This is a genomic window from Variovorax gracilis (assembly GCF_030317115.1).
GTDB classification, from domain to species: Bacteria; Pseudomonadota; Gammaproteobacteria; order Burkholderiales; family Burkholderiaceae_C; genus Variovorax; species Variovorax gracilis.
The window spans coordinates 370,577-387,276 of sequence record NZ_JASZYF010000001.1 but is presented as its reverse complement, the minus strand read 5'-3'; the positions used below and the strand labels follow the sequence as shown (position 1 = coordinate 387,276).

The following is a 16,700-nucleotide window of genomic DNA, read 5'->3' as shown; positions in this document are numbered from 1 at the left end:
CTCCACTTCGAATCGAGTTCCCCGAATCCCTGCCGGTGTCGGCCCGGCGCGACGAAATCATGGCCGCCATCGCGGCGAACCAGGTCGTGATCGTCTGTGGCGAGACCGGGTCGGGCAAGACCACGCAGTTGCCCAAGATCGCTCTGGCGCTGGGGCGAGGCAAGCTCAACGCCTCGCCGGGCAAGGGCCGGCTGATCGGCCATACCCAGCCGCGCCGCATTGCGGCGTCGTCGGTCGCCAAGCGCATCGCCGAGGAGCTGAAGACGCCGCTGGGCGATGTGGTTGGCTACAAGGTGCGTTTCCAGGATCGGCTGTCGCGCGACGCGTCGGTCAAGCTGATGACCGACGGCATCCTGTTGGCGGAGACGCAGACCGATCCGCTCCTCAAGGCGTACGACACGCTCATCATCGACGAAGCGCACGAGCGCTCGCTGAACATCGACTTCCTGCTGGGCTACCTGCGCGAGATCCTGCCGCGCCGGCCGGATCTGAAGGTGATCGTGACCTCGGCGACCATCGATGCGGATCGCTTTGCGCAGCATTTCGCCTCGGCGAAGGGGCCCGCGCCGACGATCATGGTGTCGGGGCGGACCTTCCCGGTGGAGCAGCGCTACAGGCCTTTCGAGGAATCGCGCGACTACGACCTCAATGACGCCATCGCCGACGGCGTGGACGAACTCTGGCGCGATCCGCACAACGCGGGCGACATCCTGGTCTTCCTACCCGGCGAGCGCGAGATCCGCGAGGCGGCCGACCATCTGCGCAAGCACCTGAGCCATCAGCCGCTGATGCGCAGCGCCGAGGTGCTGCCGCTGTTCGCCCGCCTCTCCCAGGCCGAGCAGGACCGAATCTTCGACGGCCACACCGGCCGCCGCATCGTGCTGGCCACCAACGTCGCCGAAACCTCGCTGACGGTACCGGGCATCCGCTATGTGATCGACGCCGGCACCGCGCGGGTCAAGCGCTACAGCTTCCGCAGCAAGGTCGAGCAGCTGCTGGTCGAGCCGATCAGCCAGGCGGCGGCCAACCAGCGCGCGGGCCGTTGCGGCCGGGTGGCCAACGGTATCTGCATCCGGCTCTACGACGAGAAGGACTTCGAAGGCCGGCCGCGCTTCACCGATCCGGAAATCCTGCGTTCGTCGCTCGCAGGCGTGATCCTGCGGATGAAGTCTCTGCACCTGGGTGACGTCGAGCGCTTTCCGTTTCTTGAAGCGCCGCAGCGGCGTGCGATCGCCGACGGGTACCAACTGCTCAACGAACTCGGTGCGGTGGACGACGCGAACGAGCTCACGCCGACGGGCGTCGAACTGTCCCGGCTGCCGCTCGATCCGCGCGTCGGCCGGATGATCCTGGAGGCCCGCACGCGCGGTGCCCTCGAAGAGGTGCTGGTGATCGCCAGTGCCTTGTCGGTCCAGGATGTTCGCGATCGCCCCATGGAGGCGCAGCAGCAGGCGGACCAGGCGCATTCGAAGTTCGATGACGAGAAGAGCGAGTTCAGCGGGTACTTGCGGCTTTGGAAATGGATCATCGAGGCACGCGGTGGGGGCACGACCCCTACTCACAAGCTCAGCAACCGCCAGTACGAACAGCTGCTGCGCCAGAACTTCATCAACGTCCGGCGCGTGCGCGAATGGCGCGACATCCACTCGCAATTGCTGACCGTCGTCACCGAGCACAAGTGGCGCATCAACACCGAGCCCGCCGGCTACGAGCCCCTGCACCTCTCCATGCTCTCGGGCCTGCTCGGCAACGTCGGCTGGAAGCTCGAGGACGACGAGGCCTACCTCGGTGCGCGCGGCATCAAGTTCTACCGGCATCCGGGCGCGCACCTGAAGAAGAAGCCGGGACGCTGGATCGTCTGTGCCGAACTGGTCGAAACCACGCGTCTGTTCGGGCGCGGCATCGCGAACATCGAGCCGCAGTGGCTCGAACAGGTCGCCGGGCATCTGCTCAAGAAGCAGTTGCTCGATCCGCATTGGGAGAAGAAGGGTGCCCAGGTCGCGGCGCTGGAACGGGCGACCCTCTACGGGCTCGTGGTGTACAGCGGGCGGCGCGTCGACTTCAGCAAGGTCGACCCGGTCGCAGCGCGCGAGATCTTCATTCGCGAAGCGCTCGTCGGCGGCCAATGGGAGAGCAAGCTGCCTTTCCTCGCGGCCAATCGCAAGCTGGTACGCGAGGTGGAGGGCCTGGAGCACAAGTCGCGGCGTCAGGACGTTCTGGTCGATGACGAACTGATCTACGCCTTCTACGACGCCCAGTTGCCGCCGGATGTCGCGAGCGGCATCACCTTCGAGAACTGGTACCGCCAGCAGTCGAAGGCGCAGCCGCGCCTGCTGTACCTGACACGCGACGAACTGATGCGGCACCAGGCGGCCGGCATTACGACGCAATCGTTCCCGCCGACCCTGCGCCTGGGCGGTGTCGATTGCGCTGCCACTTACCTGCACGAGCCGGGCGACGCGAAGGACGGGCTGACTGTGACCGTGCCGCTCTTCGTGCTGAACCAGGTCAGCGAGGAGCGCTGCGAATGGCTGGTGACCGGCATGTTGAAGGACAAGGTGCAGGCCCTGCTCAAGAGCCTGCCGCAGAAGCCGCGGGCCCGATTGGTGCCCCTGCCGGAATCGGCCGCGCGCCTGAGCGAGATGCTCGCGGCGCCGGAAGTCTTCGGCCACGGTTCGCTCACCGACGCCTTGCTCAAGCGCGTGCGCGACCAGACCAGCCTCGACGTGAAGCGCGCCGACTTCAAGCTCGACATGCTGCCGCCGCATCTCTTCATGAACCTGCGCGTGGTGGACGAACACGGCCGCCAACTCGGCATGGGGCGCAACCTGGGCGCCTTGAAGGCGGAACTGGGCGCGCAGGCGCGCGGTGCTTTCCAGGCTCTGGCGGGGCTCAACGTCAAGGCGTCCGCGAAGCCTGCGGCCGGCGGATCTCCAGGTGCAGCAGCGCTGTCATCGGAAAAGTCCGCGCCGGATTCGCCCGAGACCCCGTCATTGCCGGCGGGCCAGCGCTATACCGCCTGGACCTTTGGCGAACTCCCGGAGTTGATGGAAGTCCGGCGCGGCGCGCAGTCGCTGATCGGATTCCCGGCGCTGCTGGATGGCGGCGACGCGGTCACGATCGAGGTCTTCGACGAGCCGGCCGTTGCAGCCGCGAAGCACCGGAGCGGCCTGCGGCGACTCTTCGCGCTGCAACTGAAGGACGCCCTCAAGTACCTCGAGAAGAACATCCCCGACCTGCAGAAGATGGCCGTGGCGTACATGCCGCTCGGCACCGCCGAAGAGATTCGGGCGCAGATCATTGACGTTGCGTTGGAACGCGCCTTTCTGCAGGAGCCGCTACCGACCGACGAGGCGGGTTTCAAGCGCCGCGTGGAAGAGGGCCGCGGCCGGCTCACGCTGATCGCGAACGAGGTCGCCCGGCTGGCCGGTGTGATCCTCACCGAGTACACGCAGGCGGCGCGCAAGATCAAGGACACGAAGGTGCAGCCCACGGCCACGGCAGACGCCGCGCAGCAGTTGCAGCGGTTGATGGGCAAGCGCTTCATCGCCGACACGCCGTGGCCGCGGCTCCAGCATTTCGCGCGCTATCTCAAGGCGATCACGCTGAGGCTCGACAAGCTCCGCGGCGATCCGGCGCGGGATGCGCAGCGACTGGCCGAGCTTCGACCGCAGGAGCAGCGCTACTGGCGATTGCTGGCTGAACGCAAGGGCGCGACGGACGAGCGGATGAGCGAATTTCGCTGGTTGCTCGAAGAGTTGCGCGTGAGCTTCTTCGCGCAGGAACTGCGCACGCCGCAGCCGGTCAGCGTGAAGCGGCTCGATAAGCTCTGGGTACAGCTCGAAAGCTGAGAAGCCCGGCGGCAGACGAAAAAAAAGCCCGCTGAAGCGGGCTTTTCCAGTGAATGTGAAGCGCGTGGGCCTTATATGCGCCCCATGAGGAGCAACACGATCACGACCAGCAGCACCAGGCCCAGCCCGCCGCTTGGCCCATAGCCCCAGCCGCGGCTGTAGCCCCAGCTCGGCAGTGCACCCACCAGCAGCAGAATGAGGACGATCAGCAGAATCAACGAGAGAGACATGGACTTCTCCTAGGGCGGAATGTTTTGAGGAGTCCATGGTCAGGGCTGGGGGTCGAATCCATCGCCGGAAGGGGCGCCCTCCGGCGGTCAGGACTCTCCTACCATTCGTGTCAGAGCCGCGCCAGCCGCTCGATGGCCGATTGCAGCGTTTCGTCCTTCTTGGCGAAGCAGAAGCGCACTACGCGCTGGTCGAATCCGTCGCCGTAGAAGGCTGACAACGGGATGGCCGCGACGCCGATCTCGCTCGTCAGCCATTGGCAGAAATCCGACTCGCCCAGGTCGCTGATGTCGCTGATGTCGACGCACTGGAAGTAGGTGCCACCGCTCGGCAGGAGCTTGAGCCGTGTCTTTGCGAGGCCTGCCGCGAACAAGTCGCGCTTGCGCTGATAGAAGGCAGGCAGTTCGAGGTAGGGCGCCGGGTCGGCCATGTAGCTCGCGAGCGCATGCTGCATCGGCGTGTTGACGGTGAACACGTTGAACTGGTGCACCTTGCGGAACTCGGCGGTGAGCGCTGCGGGCGCAGCCACGTAGCCGACCTTCCAGCCGGTCACGTGGTAGGTCTTGCCGAAGCTGCTCACGATGAAGCTCCGCGCGGCCAGGCCGGGGAAGCGCGCGGCGCTTTCGTGGCGCGCGCCGGTGTAGACCATGTGCTCGTAGACCTCGTCGCTGATCACCAGCACGTCGGTGGGTGCCAGCAGTTCTTCGAGCTGGCGCATCTCGGCTTCGGTCCACACCGTGGCGCTCGGGTTGTGGGGCGTGTTGACGATGATCGCGCGCGTGCGCGGCGTGATCGCCGCCGCGATCTTGCCGAAGTCGGGACGGAAGGTGCCGGGCGTCAGCGGTACGCGCACCACAGTGCCGCCGGCCAGGTCGATGTTGGGCACGTAGCTGTCGTAGCAGGGCTCCAGCACGATGACTTCGTCACCCGGACGCACCACGGCGAGGATCGCGGTGATGATCGCCTGCGTGGCGCCGGCCGTGACGGTGATTTCGCTCTGCGCGTCATAGCTGTGCCCGTACAGCGTTGCGATCTTCGAGGCGATCGCCTCGCGCAACGGAAGGATGCCGGGCATCGGCGGATACTGGTTGTGGCCGGCCGCCATCGCGTCGGTGACGGCCTGCAGCAGCTTCGGGTCGCAACCGAAGTCCGGAAAGCCCTGGCCGAGGTTCACCGCGTTCTTCTCGGCGGCCAGCGCCGACATGACGGTGAAGATGGTCGTGCCGACGGCGGGCAGCTTGGTCTTGACGTCGGGTGTACGGGCGGCGATCGCGGTGCTCACAATTCGTAGTCCTGGTTGTGACCGCTCAATGCCTTGGCGATCAGGTTGCGATCGAGCCGCTCCGAAAGCAGCTCGGCGAATTTGAAGACGAAGTTGCGCAGGTAGGCGCTGCGCTTGAACGCCACGCGCGCGATGTTGACGCCGAAGATGTGCCCCATCGGGCGCACGACCAGATCTGCGTTGGAGTCGTCGCGCACCGCCATCTCGGCCACGATGCCGACGCCGAGCCCGAGCCGCACATAGGTCTTGATGACGTCGGAATCGATGGCCTCCAGCGCGATCCGGGGCGTGAGCTTCTTTTGCGCGAAGGCATGGTCGATGCGCGTGCGGCCGGTGAAGGAGGGGTGGTAGGTGATGATCGGCTCGTGCGCCAGGTCTTCCAGCGAGATGCGTTCCTTGTCGGCGAGCGGGTGGCCCTTGGGCAGCACCAGGACATGCTGCCACTCGTAGCAGGGCATGGTCACGAGCTCGGCGTAGTCGGCGAGCGATTCGGTGGCGATGCCGATCTCGGCGATTTCGTCGATGACCATGCGCGCGACCTGATCGGGAGAGCCCTGGTGCAGGCTGACATTCACCTTCGGGTAAGCCTCGCGCAGCTTGGCCACGGGCACCGGCAGCACGTAGCGCGCCTGGGTGTGGGTGGTGGCGATGGAGAGCGTGCCGCTGTCCTGGGCGCTGAACTGTTCGCCGATCCGCTTCAGGTTGCCGACCTCGCGCATGATCAGCTCGATGCTGGCGAGCACGTGCTGGCCGGGTTCGGTCACGCGCTTGAGGCGCTTGCCATGCCGGGCGAAGATTTCCACGCCCAGTTCTTCCTCGAGTTCGATGATCGCCTTGGAGACCCCCGGCTGCGAGGTGTGCAGCGCCTTGGCTGCTTCCGTCAGGTTCAGGTTGCGCCGAACCGCCTCCTGGACAAACTTGAACTGGTGAAGATTCATAACAAATTCCGTCTTAATTCGGCATTCATTATGCCTTCGGAGTCTATGAAAATCACCGGAAATTCAGGAATCCAACGCCTTTCTAGCGAGCAATTCAATCACGTCGGGCTCCTCGCCCACCGCAGATTTCAGCGAAAACGACACCGCCGGATGCAAGGCGCGCAAGTCTTCCAACAGGCGAGGCAGGTCCTCGCGCACGTGCTTGCCCATCCCGAGGAAAAGCGGGATGACCCGGACCGCATCCACGCCAGCTTCGACGAGCCGAGCGGCAGCCGTGCGCAAATCGGGCTCGATCAGTTCGAGATAGGCGCATGCGACCCGGGCGGACGGATCCAGTTCCGCGACCCGGCGAGCAACGGCCTCCACCGGGGCCCGCCAGCGTTCGTCGCGCGATCCGTGCGCAAAAAGGACGATGCCCTGCGAGGCCATGGCTAGCGCCGCAGCACCAGCCAACTGAAAGCGGCCAGCGACATGACTGAATAGATCAGGCCCGGCGCGGCCGCTGTCATCCATGGCCACCAGTTGCCGAGGTTGCCCAGGTAGCCGAAGACGTTGTTCAGCAGGAAGAAGCTGATGCCGATCATCACGCCGCCGAAGACATAGGTGGTGATGCCGGCCTGCCGGAAATGCAGGTAGGCAAAGGGCAGCGCGAGCACGACCATCACCAGGCAGGACAACGGATAGAACACCTTGCGCCAGAACTCGATCTCATAGCGCTGGGCCGTCTGGCCGTTGGCCTCGAGGTGGCGGATGTAGTCGAACAGGTCGAGCGTGCGCATGCGGTCCGGGCGTAGCAGGGCGACCGACACCATTTCGGTGGTCAGCGAGGTCGGCCACTCCAGCATGGGGATCTTGGTCGTGACGATGCGTGGTTCGCCGGGGCCGCGCGTGTCGTACTCCTGGCGCTCCACGTCGACCAGCGTCCAATGGCCGTCGTCCGTGTGTGCGGAGGCGGCGGACACCTGCGACATGATGAAGCCGTTCGGCCCGAACTCCAGGATGCGCGGATCCTTCAGCATGCCATTGCGCGACATGGTGGCCACGTTGACGGCGTAGGAGTTTTCGCCTTGCTTTTCCTTCAGCCACGCTCCCGTGTTTCCGACGAAGGAATAGACGTTCTGGAAGCGTGCCTTGAGCAATTGTGCCGTCCGGTCGGAGGCTGGCGCGATGTAGTCGCCAATGGCAAAGGTGAGCACCACGAAGGCGAGGCCCAGCAACAGCAGCGTGCGCAATGCGCGCCAGGGGCCGAGACCGCTGGTGCGCAAGATCGTGTATTCCGAACTTTGCGCGAGTCTCGCCATCACGAAGATGGTGCCGATCAGCACCGCGATCGGCAGCAACTCGTAGAGGTGGCTGGGGATCAGGAGCGTCACGTAGATCAGGGCCTGCCCGGCGCCGTAGCCGAGACTTTCGGGGCGGCCGATCGATTGCAGTTCGTCGACGAAGTCGAAGAAGAAGAACAGGCTCAGGAAGCCGAGGGCAACGAAGGCGACCGCCTTCACCACCTCGACATAGATCAGGCGACGGATTGTTTTCACGCGTGCGGTGTCGTTGCGGGAGGGGAACCGGAACGGCGCGATGGGCGGCCCCAGTTGTAGTGTCGTTTGGCCAGCCAGAGCAGGCCGATGAGCAGCGCGCCGCCATGCAGGGCCAGCATGAAGCCGCCCATGCTGAAGCGGCCGGAGCCGATCCAGTTCTGACCCAGGTTGAGCACGTTGTAGTAGATGACGAAGGCGAACAGCGCGAAGAGCAGGTTGCCGCTGCGTCCGACGCGCGGGTTCACACTCGATAGCGTCAACGCCAGCAGGACGAAATTGACCGCGGCGAACAGCATGCCGATGCGCCATGCCAACTCGCCCCGATTGGCCATGGTGGGGTCGCGCAGCAGCGTCAGCGTGGTGCGGGTGCGCACCGGGGCGGCGTCCGGCGAACTGTTCAGGCGACCGCCGACCTTGGCGCCGTAAGTCTCGAATTCGCTGATCTTGATGGCGTCCGGCGTGAGCGGTCGCTCCAGGCGCTGCCCGTTGTTCAGCAGCAGGAAGCGGACGCCATCGATGTCCTCCATCCGGCCGCTGCGTGCGGACGTGATGATCTGCAGGTTGCGTTCGATGGAGGAAATGAAGACGTTGTTCGCCGTGGCGCTGTCGGGTGCGTCCTTGTCGATGAAGAAGACGCGCAGGCGCCCGGACGACTCGCGAAACTCGCCCGGCGCAACTCTTTCGATGTCGCTGCGGCGTTCATAGCGTTGGCGCATGCCCTGGGTCTGCGAGTTGGCCCAGGGCCAGCCGACCAGCGCCAGCACGGCGATGAGCAGCAGGATCGGCCATGCGAACTGGTAGAGGGGCCGCAGGAACTCGGCCAGTCCTCGTCCCGCGGAGAACCAGATCACCATCTCGCTGTCGCGGTACATGCGCGAGAGCGTGCCGACGATCGCGATGAACAGGCACAGGCCCAGGATGGTCGGCATGTAGCCGAGCACGGTATAGGTCATCACGAGGAAGACCTCGGAGGGGTTCACGCTGCCCTTGGCCGCCAGTCCGAGCGTGCGGATCAGCATCATGGTCATCACGATGGTGACCAGAACCACCAGCGTGGCCCCGAAGCTGCGCGACAGCTCCTTGCGTATAGAGGAATGGAATAACATCGTCGAGGGAAAAAAAGGATTATGGACTTTCAACTCAAGACCCTCTCCATCGCCCAGGCTGCCACGGAAAAATGCGATGTGCTCATCGTGCTCGTGGCGTCCGGATCCAGCACCTCCAAGGATGCGCTCTCCACACTGATCGCCGACGCCCGCAAGTCTGCCGATCTGCCCGACAAGGCCGGCAAACTGCTCGCCGTGTATCGGCCGGCCGGCGTGAGCGCGCCGCGCGTGGTGCTGGCGTCGGTGGGGGATGGCAGCCCCTCGTCGGTCCGCTCTACCGTGATCGCGGCCGTCAACGCGGCGAAGGGCTCGAATCCCAAGCGCGTGACCATCGTGTTCGCGCAGGCTGCGGACGCGGCCGGGGTCGGCGGTGCGGTGATCGCGGCGGCCGACGCCAGCTATGTCTACACCACCACCAAGTCGAAAGCCGAGGCGCGGACGATTCGTCACCTGAGCATCGGCGTGGCGGATGCAGGGCCGCTGCGGCAGGCTTTCGATGAAGCCACCGCGACCGTCGCGGGCATCGAACTGGCAAAGGAATGGGGCAACCGTCCCGGCAACCATTGCACTCCCACGTTGCTGGCCGATGCGGCGAAGGAACTGGCCGGACTGCCGAACATCAAGTGCGAGGTGCTCGGCCCCAAGGAAGTCGCCAAGCTCGGCATGGGCGCCTTCTCTGCGGTCGCACAGGGGTCGGCCGAGCCGCTGCGCTTCATCGTGCTGCGTTACCACGGCGCGCCCAAGGACCAGGCGCCGGTCGTGCTGGTCGGCAAGGGCATCACTTTCGACACCGGAGGCGTTTCGCTCAAGCCCGCCGCCGAAATGGACGAGATGAAGTTCGACATGTGCGGCGCGGCAAGCGTGCTGGGCGTGTTTCGCGCGCTCGGCGACATCCAGCCGGCCATCAACGTGATCGGCCTGGTGCCTTCCTGCGAGAACATGAACGACGGCCACGCCGTCAAGCCTGGCGACGTCGTGACCAGCATGAGCGGGCAGACCATCGAGGTGCTCAACACCGACGCGGAAGGGCGCCTGATCCTGTGCGACGCGCTCACTTACGCCAAGCGTTTCGCGCCCACGGCCGTGATCGACATCGCGACGCTCACCGGCGCCTGCGTTGTGGCGCTGGGCGGCGTGCGCAGCGGTCTGTTCTCGGGCGACGACGCCCTTGCCGGCGCGCTGGCCGCCGCCGGTGAGGAGTCGCAGGATCGCTGCTGGCGCCTGCCCCTGGACGACGATTACGCAGAGGGACTGAAGAGCAACTTCGCCGACGTCGCCAACATCGCCGGGCGCGCGGGCGGTGCGATCACCGCCGCCAAGTTCCTGCAGCGCTTCACGAGCGATTTTCCGTGGGCGCACTTGGACATCGCAGGCACCGCGTGGAAGAGCGGCGCGAGCAAGGGCTCCACCGGCCGGCCCGTGGGCCTGCTGCTGAACTACCTGCTGGGCCAGAGCCGGAAGAGCGATGCGAAGTCGCCCGCGCGCAAGGCCAGAAAGACCCGGTCGGCGGCGTGACTGAAATCGACGGCCACTACAACATGCCGGACAAGGTGGGCTACGCCTGCCGGCTGCTTCGCAAGGCGGTCGCCGCGCACGGCGCGCGTCTGGTGGTGGTCGCCGACGCCGCCACGCTGGACGCTGTCGACCAATCGCTGTGGACCTTGATGCCGACCGAGTTCATCCCGCACTGCCGCATCCATGACGACGCTCACGTCGTGGCGCGATCGCCGGTTGTGCTTGCCGAAAGCGGCGAGGCCTCGCTGCCTGATCGGCCCATCCTCGTGAATCTCGGTGCCGAACTGCCCGCGAGGTTCGAGCGCTTCGAGCGGCTGATCGACATCGTCAGCAGCGACGACGCCGACAAGCTCGCGGGCCGCACGCGCTGGCGGCACTACAAGGACCGTGGGTATGCCATTCGCACCCACCCCTATGGCGGGAGTGCAAGCTGATGACGCAGCGCACCCCGCCACGCTTCGTGCCGACCCTGACGACGGTGCTCGAACTGCCGCCTGAAGGAGCGCCCGCCGTTGAAGCGCCGGCACCTTCGCCGGCGCCGGCGCCCGCAGTGATCGAGCCCTCGCACGCGGTTGCGCTGACCCCCCAGGCCAAGCTTTCGGAAACCGATGCTTTCCGGCTCGAAGAGCAATTGCTGCACCGCGTTCTGCAGCGTGTCGACCTGTCGCTCGAGGAGCGCGTGAGCGATGCGGTGTCAGCCGCCGTTCAGCAACATCTCGACAGGATGATCCCCGGTCTACGCGCCGAAATCGAAGCGGTTTTGCGTGCGCTGGTGAGCGAAGCTTTGGCCCGAGAGCTTTCCGACAACACAGGGTCTACGCCAGCTTTCGGCCCGCAATCCTTGGGCTAAACTGCGCGCCGGGTCGAATGCGCGAGGGCGCTGCGCATCCGCGGCGCGATATTTGCTCAGTCTTCGTGCCTGGATCGAAAGACCGGTTTTCAACTCTCTATTTATCAATGTTCTGGAGGTTTCCCATGCAATTGAAATGGACTGCGGTCGCACTGGCTGCTCTCGCGCTTGTGGCCTGTGGCAAGAAGGAAGAAGCAGCTGCACCCGCTGCTTCCGCACCGACTGCAGCGGCGCCCGCACCGGCAGCACCTCCGGCTGAAGCGCTCGTCGTGAAGATCGGTCACGTTGCACCGACCAGCGGCGCCATCGCCCACCTCGGCAAGGACAACGAGTTCGGCGCACGCATGGCCATCGAAGACCTCAATGCAAAGGGCATCAAGATCGGCGACAAAGTTGCCAAGTTCGAACTGCTCGCCGAAGACGACGCAGCCGATCCGAAGCAAGGCACCGCGGTCGCCCAGAAGCTGGTCGACAGCAAGGTCAATGGCGTTGTGGGTCACCTGAATTCCGGCACCACGATCCCTGCCTCCAAGCTCTACAGCGACGCTGGCATCCCGCAGATCTCGCCGTCGGCAACCAACCCCAAGTACACGCGCCAGGGCTTCAAGACCACGTTCCGCGTGGTGGCCGACGACACGCAACTCGGCGGCACGCTGGGCAAGTACGCAGTCGAAACGCTCAAGGGCAAGAACATTGCCGTGATCGACGACCGCACCGCTTACGGCCAAGGCGTTGCCGAAGAATTCGAGAAGGCCGCCAAGGCCGCCGGCGGCACCATCGTCGGCCACGAATTCACGACCGACAAGTCGACCGACTTCAACGCCATCCTGACCAAGCTGAAGGGTGCCAAGCCCGACGTGCTGTTCTTCGGCGGCATGGACGCCGTCGGTGGCCCGATGCTCAAGCAGGTCAAGCAGCTCGGCATGAACGTCAAGTTCATGGGCGGCGATGGCCTGTGCACCGGCGAACTGGCCAAGCTGGCTGGCGATGCGATCGGCGAAGACATGGTGGTGTGCGCTGAAGCCGGTGGCGTGGACGGTGACTTCAAGGCTCCGCTGGATGCCTGGAAGACCAAGTTCAAGGAAAAGAACGGCGTTGAAGTCCAGATCTATGCACCGTACGTCTACGACGCCGTGCAAGTGCTGGCTGCCGCGATGCAGAAGGCTGGTTCGTCGGATCCCGAGAAGTACCTCCCTGAAGTCAGCAAGGTCGAATACAAGGGCCTGACCGGTCCGATCGCGTTCGACGAAAAGGGCGACATCAAGAACGGTGCGCTGACGCTGTACACCTACAAGAATGGTGCGCGTACGCAAATCGCCGTGGTGCGCTGAGCTTCACGCTGAAAACGGAAAAGGGCCTTCGGGCCCTTTTTTCATGGTCGCGCTGAAACCGCTACCGTGTTCGTGGATGCGCGCGCTTGCCGTCGTTGCAATAGTCGAAGAAGGCTTCGAGCTCCCTCGATTTGTCGAACACCGCGTCCGCACCCAGCGCCATGCACCGTGCCCGGATGTCGGCATTGATGTAGTTGCTGAGTACGACGGCGCGCTTCGAAGCCGGGCGGTTCATGCAGTTGCGAAGCACACCCAGTCCCGAGCCTTCCTTGAGAAACAGGTCCACGACGAGGAGTTGCCAATCGTCGGGACGGGAGTTGAGCCAGGCGACCGCTTCAGACTCGGTTTCGGCGAGGCCCACGACCGTGGCGTCGGCCAAGTCCTCCAGTGCGGGGATCAAATTGTCTCGGATGGTCCTGTTGTCTTCGACAAGGAATGTGAAGAGGGCCATGCGAATTCCTGCCAGTGCAAGTCCGCAAGGCTAGCGCCTTACGCGCGGAAATCCATGCGCTTCGGCCGCGCCGTCACGTAGGAGAAAGCAGACGAAGTTCCGCGCGGTCGAAAAGGATGTCAACAAGAAAGCCCCGACGAGCGGGGCTTTCAAGACGTTCCTGATGCAGGTGGACACTGCCGAGTCTCTCGTGAATTGCGGCGAAACCCATCTTCGCACCGGGCAAGGCGCAGCATTGTCAGTGGCCCTGTCGCCCCGCGACTTGAATCTGCTCGAACCGCGCATTGGTTCACGGACCTTTCCGCTCAACTATTCAGTTGGCGACCTAAAAGGTCGGTAAGATTCATGCTGTGGTGCAGCGTAGCGCAGCGCCCTCAACCCTTCAAGGACGTAACCGATGAATCAGGCATTCCCCGCTGCAAGGGCCAAGTGACGGGCTCCAGCGACAGCCGGGCGAAAACCATGCGAATCACGCCTCCGGTCACCGAGTACCGCGCGCCAACGCCGAAAGACCTCCAAGTGCTCAAGGAGCAGTTTGGCCTCACGGCCTATGAGATGGCGCGTCTGTTCGCAGTGCAGCCGGAGCAGTGGCGAAAGCACACGGGCGGACAGACCCCGCGCGAGATCAGCGTGACGCGAGCGTTCTTCATGGCGGCATTCCAGGTGCTCAGCGATGAAGAGGTCGAGCGCATCGTGGCGTACATGGCGAGCTTCGGTGCGCGCTGGAACATGGACGCCGAGCCACCGCCCCGGCCCGAATCGCGCTATCGCCAGCGCAACGAAGCCTCCTGAGGCTTGAGCCCCACTGGGGCACCACGACAGACGTCGACGCATGCACCGCAGCTGAGTGTATGCGTGGGTGATGTCGCCCGCTTTCAAGGAAACCCCAAATGTCCAAGGTCCATCGCACGTTCACCGCCGCACTGGGGTCGTCCGTTTCCGTCGCGTTTGCGGTCTCCATGCTTCTCGTCGGATGCGGAGGTGGCGGTGGCTCGGGCGAACAAGCAGTGGCAGGCGGCTCATCGAGCGGGACGGCCAGCGGCAACTCAAACGGCACCGTCAAGGCATCCAACATCGTGTTGAAGTCCGGCACGCAAGTCGCCGCCGGCAAGGACGGTTTTATCCGTGTGCAGGCCAGCCAGTTGCCGGACAACGTGAAAGTGCTTGCATCCAACGTATCGCTCGAAAACGCCTCCAACGGCCTGTCCGCAAGCAACCTGCAAGACGCGCTCGACAAGGAGATTGCCGTCAACCTCTCCAAGACCCTCGTAGGGGTTTGGGACATCGTGAATCTGCCCGGCAACACGTCGGATGGCTCTGCCTCCGGTACTTGTGCGATGCAACCAACGGGGAAAGTGCAGATCAACGCAGACGGTACGTTCTCGGTTCTCAACGGTGCCTTTTTGGCGGCAGGAACCTCCGCTCCCGATGACGGTACCTGCTACAACTTTGTTGAGAACAAGTTTGAAGTCGTGGCCGATGGTGCCGCCGTAATGTTTACGTACGCCAAGTCCACGAACAGGCTCTATCCGCTCGGGCCCGGAAAAACCGCCATGCCTCTTGTCGTCAAGTCGAGAGAGAACTACATCACTCTGTCCAATGGCGGCCAGCTTTCGATTCTCAAGCGATCTGGCACCACACAACCGGTTTCGGCACCTGCGGCATCGCAGCCTGTTGGTTCAGGCAGGAGTCTTGTGGCAATGGCCCAAAGCTGATCGCCAGTGGCTAGACCGTGAATTCCTGTCGGTCTGCCAGGCTCTGTTCGCACTGGACAGCGTGATCGCTGCTTCGCACTGGGGGACGTGTACGGCAAGAGGTTATGCGCTGGCCGTGATGATGGCGATCATCGACGACATTCATGCCAGCAGCCGAGCCATGCTGTCCAAGCTGTACGCCGGCGAGATGACCTACTGGGCAGGGCGGTTTGGGTCAGCTTGAACGAAAAAAAATGGCCCGTAAGGGCCATCTGGCGGAGCAGGCGGGATTCGAACCCGCGGAGGGCTATTAACCCTCACACGCTTTCCAGGCGTGCGACTTAAACCGCTCATCCACCGCTCCGAGCCCACGATTGTAGCAGTGGCGGAAACCGTTTCCCCGGGCGTCTGCGTCGAAAGCGATCAAGCTGAGACGGACGTCTTGCCGGCCTGCACCATCCGCATGGCTGAAGCGATCAGGGCGGCGGTTTCGTTCATGTTGCTCGGCACGATCAGCGTGGTCGTTGCGTCTGCCGCGACCTTGCCGTAGGCATCGACCGCGCGCTCGGCCACCTTGAGTTGCACGGCCTGCTCGCCGCCCGGCTGCCGGATCGCGGCGGCGATGCGTTCGATGGCGCCCGCGGTCGCTTCGGCCACGGCGGTGATGGCGGCCGCCTCGCCCTGCGCATTGTTGATCTGCGCCTGCTTTTCGCCTTCTGAGCGTGCGATGAAGGCCTCGCGCTCACCAGTGGCGATGTTGATCTGTTCCTGGCGACGGCCTTCTGATGCGGCGATTAGTGCGCGCTTTTCGCGTTCGGCCGTGATCTGCCGCTGCATCGCGTGGAGGATTTCGTTCGGCGGCGTCAGGTCCTTGATCTCGTAGCGCAGCACCTTCACGCCCCAGTTGAGCGCCGCCTCGTCGATTGCGGAGACGATCTGGGAATTGATGATGTCGCGCTCCTCGAAGGTCTTGTCCAGTTCGAGCTTGCCGATCACGCTGCGAAGCGACGTCTGGGCCAGCTGGGTCACGGCCACGATGTAGTTCGACGAGCCGTAGCTCGCCCGCATCGGGTCGGTGACCTGGAAGTAGAGGATGCCGTCCACCTGCAGCTGCGTGTTGTCGCGGGTGATGCAGACCTGGCTCGGCACGTCCAGCGGGATTTCCTTCAGGCTGTGCTTGTACGCCACGCGGTCGATGAAGGGGATCAGGAAGTTGGGCCCGGGTGTCATGGTGCCGTGGTACTTGCCGAGGCGTTCGCGCACCCAGGCGTTCTGCTGCGGCACGAACTTGATCGACTGGGTAATGACGATCACGGCGATCACCAGGATGACGAGGGGGACGACTGCGAATTCCATGGGTTGCTTTCCTGCCTTCTTGTGGTTTCTGATTCAGATCTTTTCGACGACGAGGCGGCTGCCGATCACCTCGGCGACCTTGTGCTCGCCCGTTGTCAACATGCTCCCGTCGCGAGCCACGACAGTCCATTGCGCGCCACGGTAGCGGACGGTGGCGGTGCCATCGGCGTTCCAGGCGTCGACGTGGACTCTTTCGCCGATATCGAGGTTGACGTCGCGATTGGCGCCCGTCGGCGGTTCGGGCGGGCGCTTGCGGCGGATTGCATGCCAGCCGATCACCGCCCCGAGGCTCACGACCGCCGCCACGATCAACTGGGTGCCGAGCGCGGCGCCTGCGTGCGCCGACAATGCCGCCGCAGCGAAGCCGGCGCTCATCAGCAGCAGGTAGACCGTGCCCGTTCCGGACAGCAGTTCGGCCACGACGGCGGCCCCTGCTATCAACCACCAGATGGTGGAACTCGCCATGTCGATTCCTCTCTTTGTTGTAGGTTGAAGGGATTGTGTCAAAGCTGACCAGCGCCTTCATCTGAATTCCGTACACTTCGCGCCTATTTGCCAGT

17 protein-coding genes and 1 tRNA gene are annotated in these 16,700 nt (G+C 64.3%); 8 read left to right on the top strand and 10 right to left on the bottom strand.

Going from position 1 to position 16,700, the window contains the following annotated elements; translation table 11 throughout:
• Positions 1-59 precede the first annotated feature (59 nt).
• Positions 60-3,851, top strand: coding sequence for an ATP-dependent RNA helicase HrpA (gene hrpA / locus QTH97_RS01845; RefSeq protein ID WP_444813379.1), 3,792 nt, complete (start codon positions 60-62; stop codon positions 3,849-3,851).
• A gap of 71 nt (positions 3,852-3,922) precedes the next feature.
• On the opposite strand, the gene QTH97_RS01840 is transcribed toward hrpA, so the two are convergent.
• The 6 genes from QTH97_RS01840 to lptF form a co-directional block, all read right to left on the bottom strand.
• Positions 3,923-4,081: a DUF3309 family protein gene (locus QTH97_RS01840; protein WP_286367752.1), complete on the bottom strand. Its 159-nt coding sequence runs from the start codon at positions 4,079-4,081 to the stop codon at positions 3,923-3,925.
• Positions 4,082-4,191: 110 nt separating this feature from the next.
• On the bottom strand, positions 4,192-5,361 hold the full coding sequence (locus tag QTH97_RS01835; protein ID WP_286566278.1) for a pyridoxal phosphate-dependent aminotransferase: 1,170 nt from the start codon (positions 5,359-5,361) through the stop codon (positions 4,192-4,194).
• Positions 5,358-6,299, bottom strand: coding sequence for a CysB family HTH-type transcriptional regulator (locus tag QTH97_RS01830; RefSeq protein ID WP_286566277.1), 942 nt, complete (start codon positions 6,297-6,299; stop codon positions 5,358-5,360). The genes QTH97_RS01835 and QTH97_RS01830 overlap by 4 nt, the downstream gene beginning before the upstream one ends.
• Before the next feature lie 63 nt (positions 6,300-6,362).
• Complete coding sequence (locus tag QTH97_RS01825; RefSeq protein ID WP_286566276.1) at positions 6,363-6,728, bottom strand: sirohydrochlorin chelatase; 366 nt, start codon at positions 6,726-6,728, stop codon at positions 6,363-6,365.
• A gap of 2 nt (positions 6,729-6,730) precedes the next feature.
• Positions 6,731-7,837: an LPS export ABC transporter permease LptG gene (lptG, locus tag QTH97_RS01820; protein ID WP_286566275.1), complete on the bottom strand. Its 1,107-nt coding sequence runs from the start codon at positions 7,835-7,837 to the stop codon at positions 6,731-6,733.
• Positions 7,834-8,943 (bottom strand): LPS export ABC transporter permease LptF, encoded by a 1,110-nt coding sequence (gene lptF, locus QTH97_RS01815; protein ID WP_286566274.1) that lies wholly within the window; start codon positions 8,941-8,943, stop codon positions 7,834-7,836. The genes lptG and lptF overlap by 4 nt, the downstream gene beginning before the upstream one ends.
• A gap of 21 nt (positions 8,944-8,964) precedes the next feature.
• On the opposite strand from lptF, the gene QTH97_RS01810 reads away from it, so the two are divergent.
• The 4 genes from QTH97_RS01810 (at position 8,965) to QTH97_RS01795 (ending at position 12,639) form a co-directional block, all read left to right on the top strand.
• Positions 8,965-10,458, top strand: coding sequence for a leucyl aminopeptidase (locus tag QTH97_RS01810; protein ID WP_286566273.1), 1,494 nt, complete (start codon positions 8,965-8,967; stop codon positions 10,456-10,458).
• On the top strand, positions 10,455-10,892 hold the full coding sequence (locus QTH97_RS01805) for a DNA polymerase III subunit chi (RefSeq protein ID WP_286566272.1): 438 nt from the start codon (positions 10,455-10,457) through the stop codon (positions 10,890-10,892). Before QTH97_RS01810 ends, QTH97_RS01805 begins: the two co-directional genes overlap by 4 nt.
• Complete coding sequence (locus QTH97_RS01800; RefSeq protein WP_286566271.1) at positions 10,892-11,308, top strand: hypothetical protein; 417 nt, start codon at positions 10,892-10,894, stop codon at positions 11,306-11,308. The genes QTH97_RS01805 and QTH97_RS01800 overlap by 1 nt, the downstream gene beginning before the upstream one ends.
• A 125-nt stretch (positions 11,309-11,433) precedes the next feature.
• A complete protein-coding gene (locus QTH97_RS01795) occupies positions 11,434-12,639 on the top strand; it encodes a branched-chain amino acid ABC transporter substrate-binding protein (protein ID WP_286567067.1) in 1,206 nt (401 codons plus the stop codon).
• Positions 12,640-12,700: 61 nt separating this feature from the next.
• Here the strand turns inward: QTH97_RS01795 and QTH97_RS01790 are convergent, their stop codons facing one another.
• Positions 12,701-13,090 (bottom strand): response regulator, encoded by a 390-nt coding sequence (locus QTH97_RS01790; protein WP_286566270.1) that lies wholly within the window; start codon positions 13,088-13,090, stop codon positions 12,701-12,703.
• A gap of 462 nt (positions 13,091-13,552) precedes the next feature.
• Between QTH97_RS01790 and QTH97_RS01785 the strand changes: the two genes are divergently transcribed.
• The 3 genes from QTH97_RS01785 (at position 13,553) to QTH97_RS01775 (ending at position 15,028) form a co-directional block, all read left to right on the top strand.
• Positions 13,553-13,882 (top strand): XRE family transcriptional regulator, encoded by a 330-nt coding sequence (locus QTH97_RS01785; RefSeq protein WP_286566269.1) that lies wholly within the window; start codon positions 13,553-13,555, stop codon positions 13,880-13,882.
• 98 nt (positions 13,883-13,980) lie between these two features.
• Positions 13,981-14,805 (top strand): hypothetical protein, encoded by an 825-nt coding sequence (locus QTH97_RS01780; RefSeq protein ID WP_286566268.1) that lies wholly within the window; start codon positions 13,981-13,983, stop codon positions 14,803-14,805.
• Entirely contained in the window at positions 14,783-15,028 is a 246-nt protein-coding gene (locus QTH97_RS01775) for a hypothetical protein (RefSeq protein WP_286566267.1), read from the top strand. The genes QTH97_RS01780 and QTH97_RS01775 overlap by 23 nt, the downstream gene beginning before the upstream one ends.
• Before the next feature lie 29 nt (positions 15,029-15,057).
• Here the strand turns inward: QTH97_RS01775 and QTH97_RS01770 are convergent.
• From QTH97_RS01770 to QTH97_RS01760, 3 genes are all read right to left on the bottom strand, one after another.
• Positions 15,058-15,148 (bottom strand) — tRNA-Ser (locus tag QTH97_RS01770).
• A 59-nt stretch (positions 15,149-15,207) separates the two neighbouring features.
• Positions 15,208-16,140, bottom strand: coding sequence for an SPFH domain-containing protein (locus tag QTH97_RS01765; RefSeq protein ID WP_286566266.1), 933 nt, complete (start codon positions 16,138-16,140; stop codon positions 15,208-15,210).
• Positions 16,141-16,173: 33 nt separating this feature from the next.
• Complete coding sequence (locus QTH97_RS01760) at positions 16,174-16,605, bottom strand: NfeD family protein (RefSeq protein ID WP_286566265.1); 432 nt, start codon at positions 16,603-16,605, stop codon at positions 16,174-16,176.
• Positions 16,606-16,700: the final 95 nt, after the last annotated feature.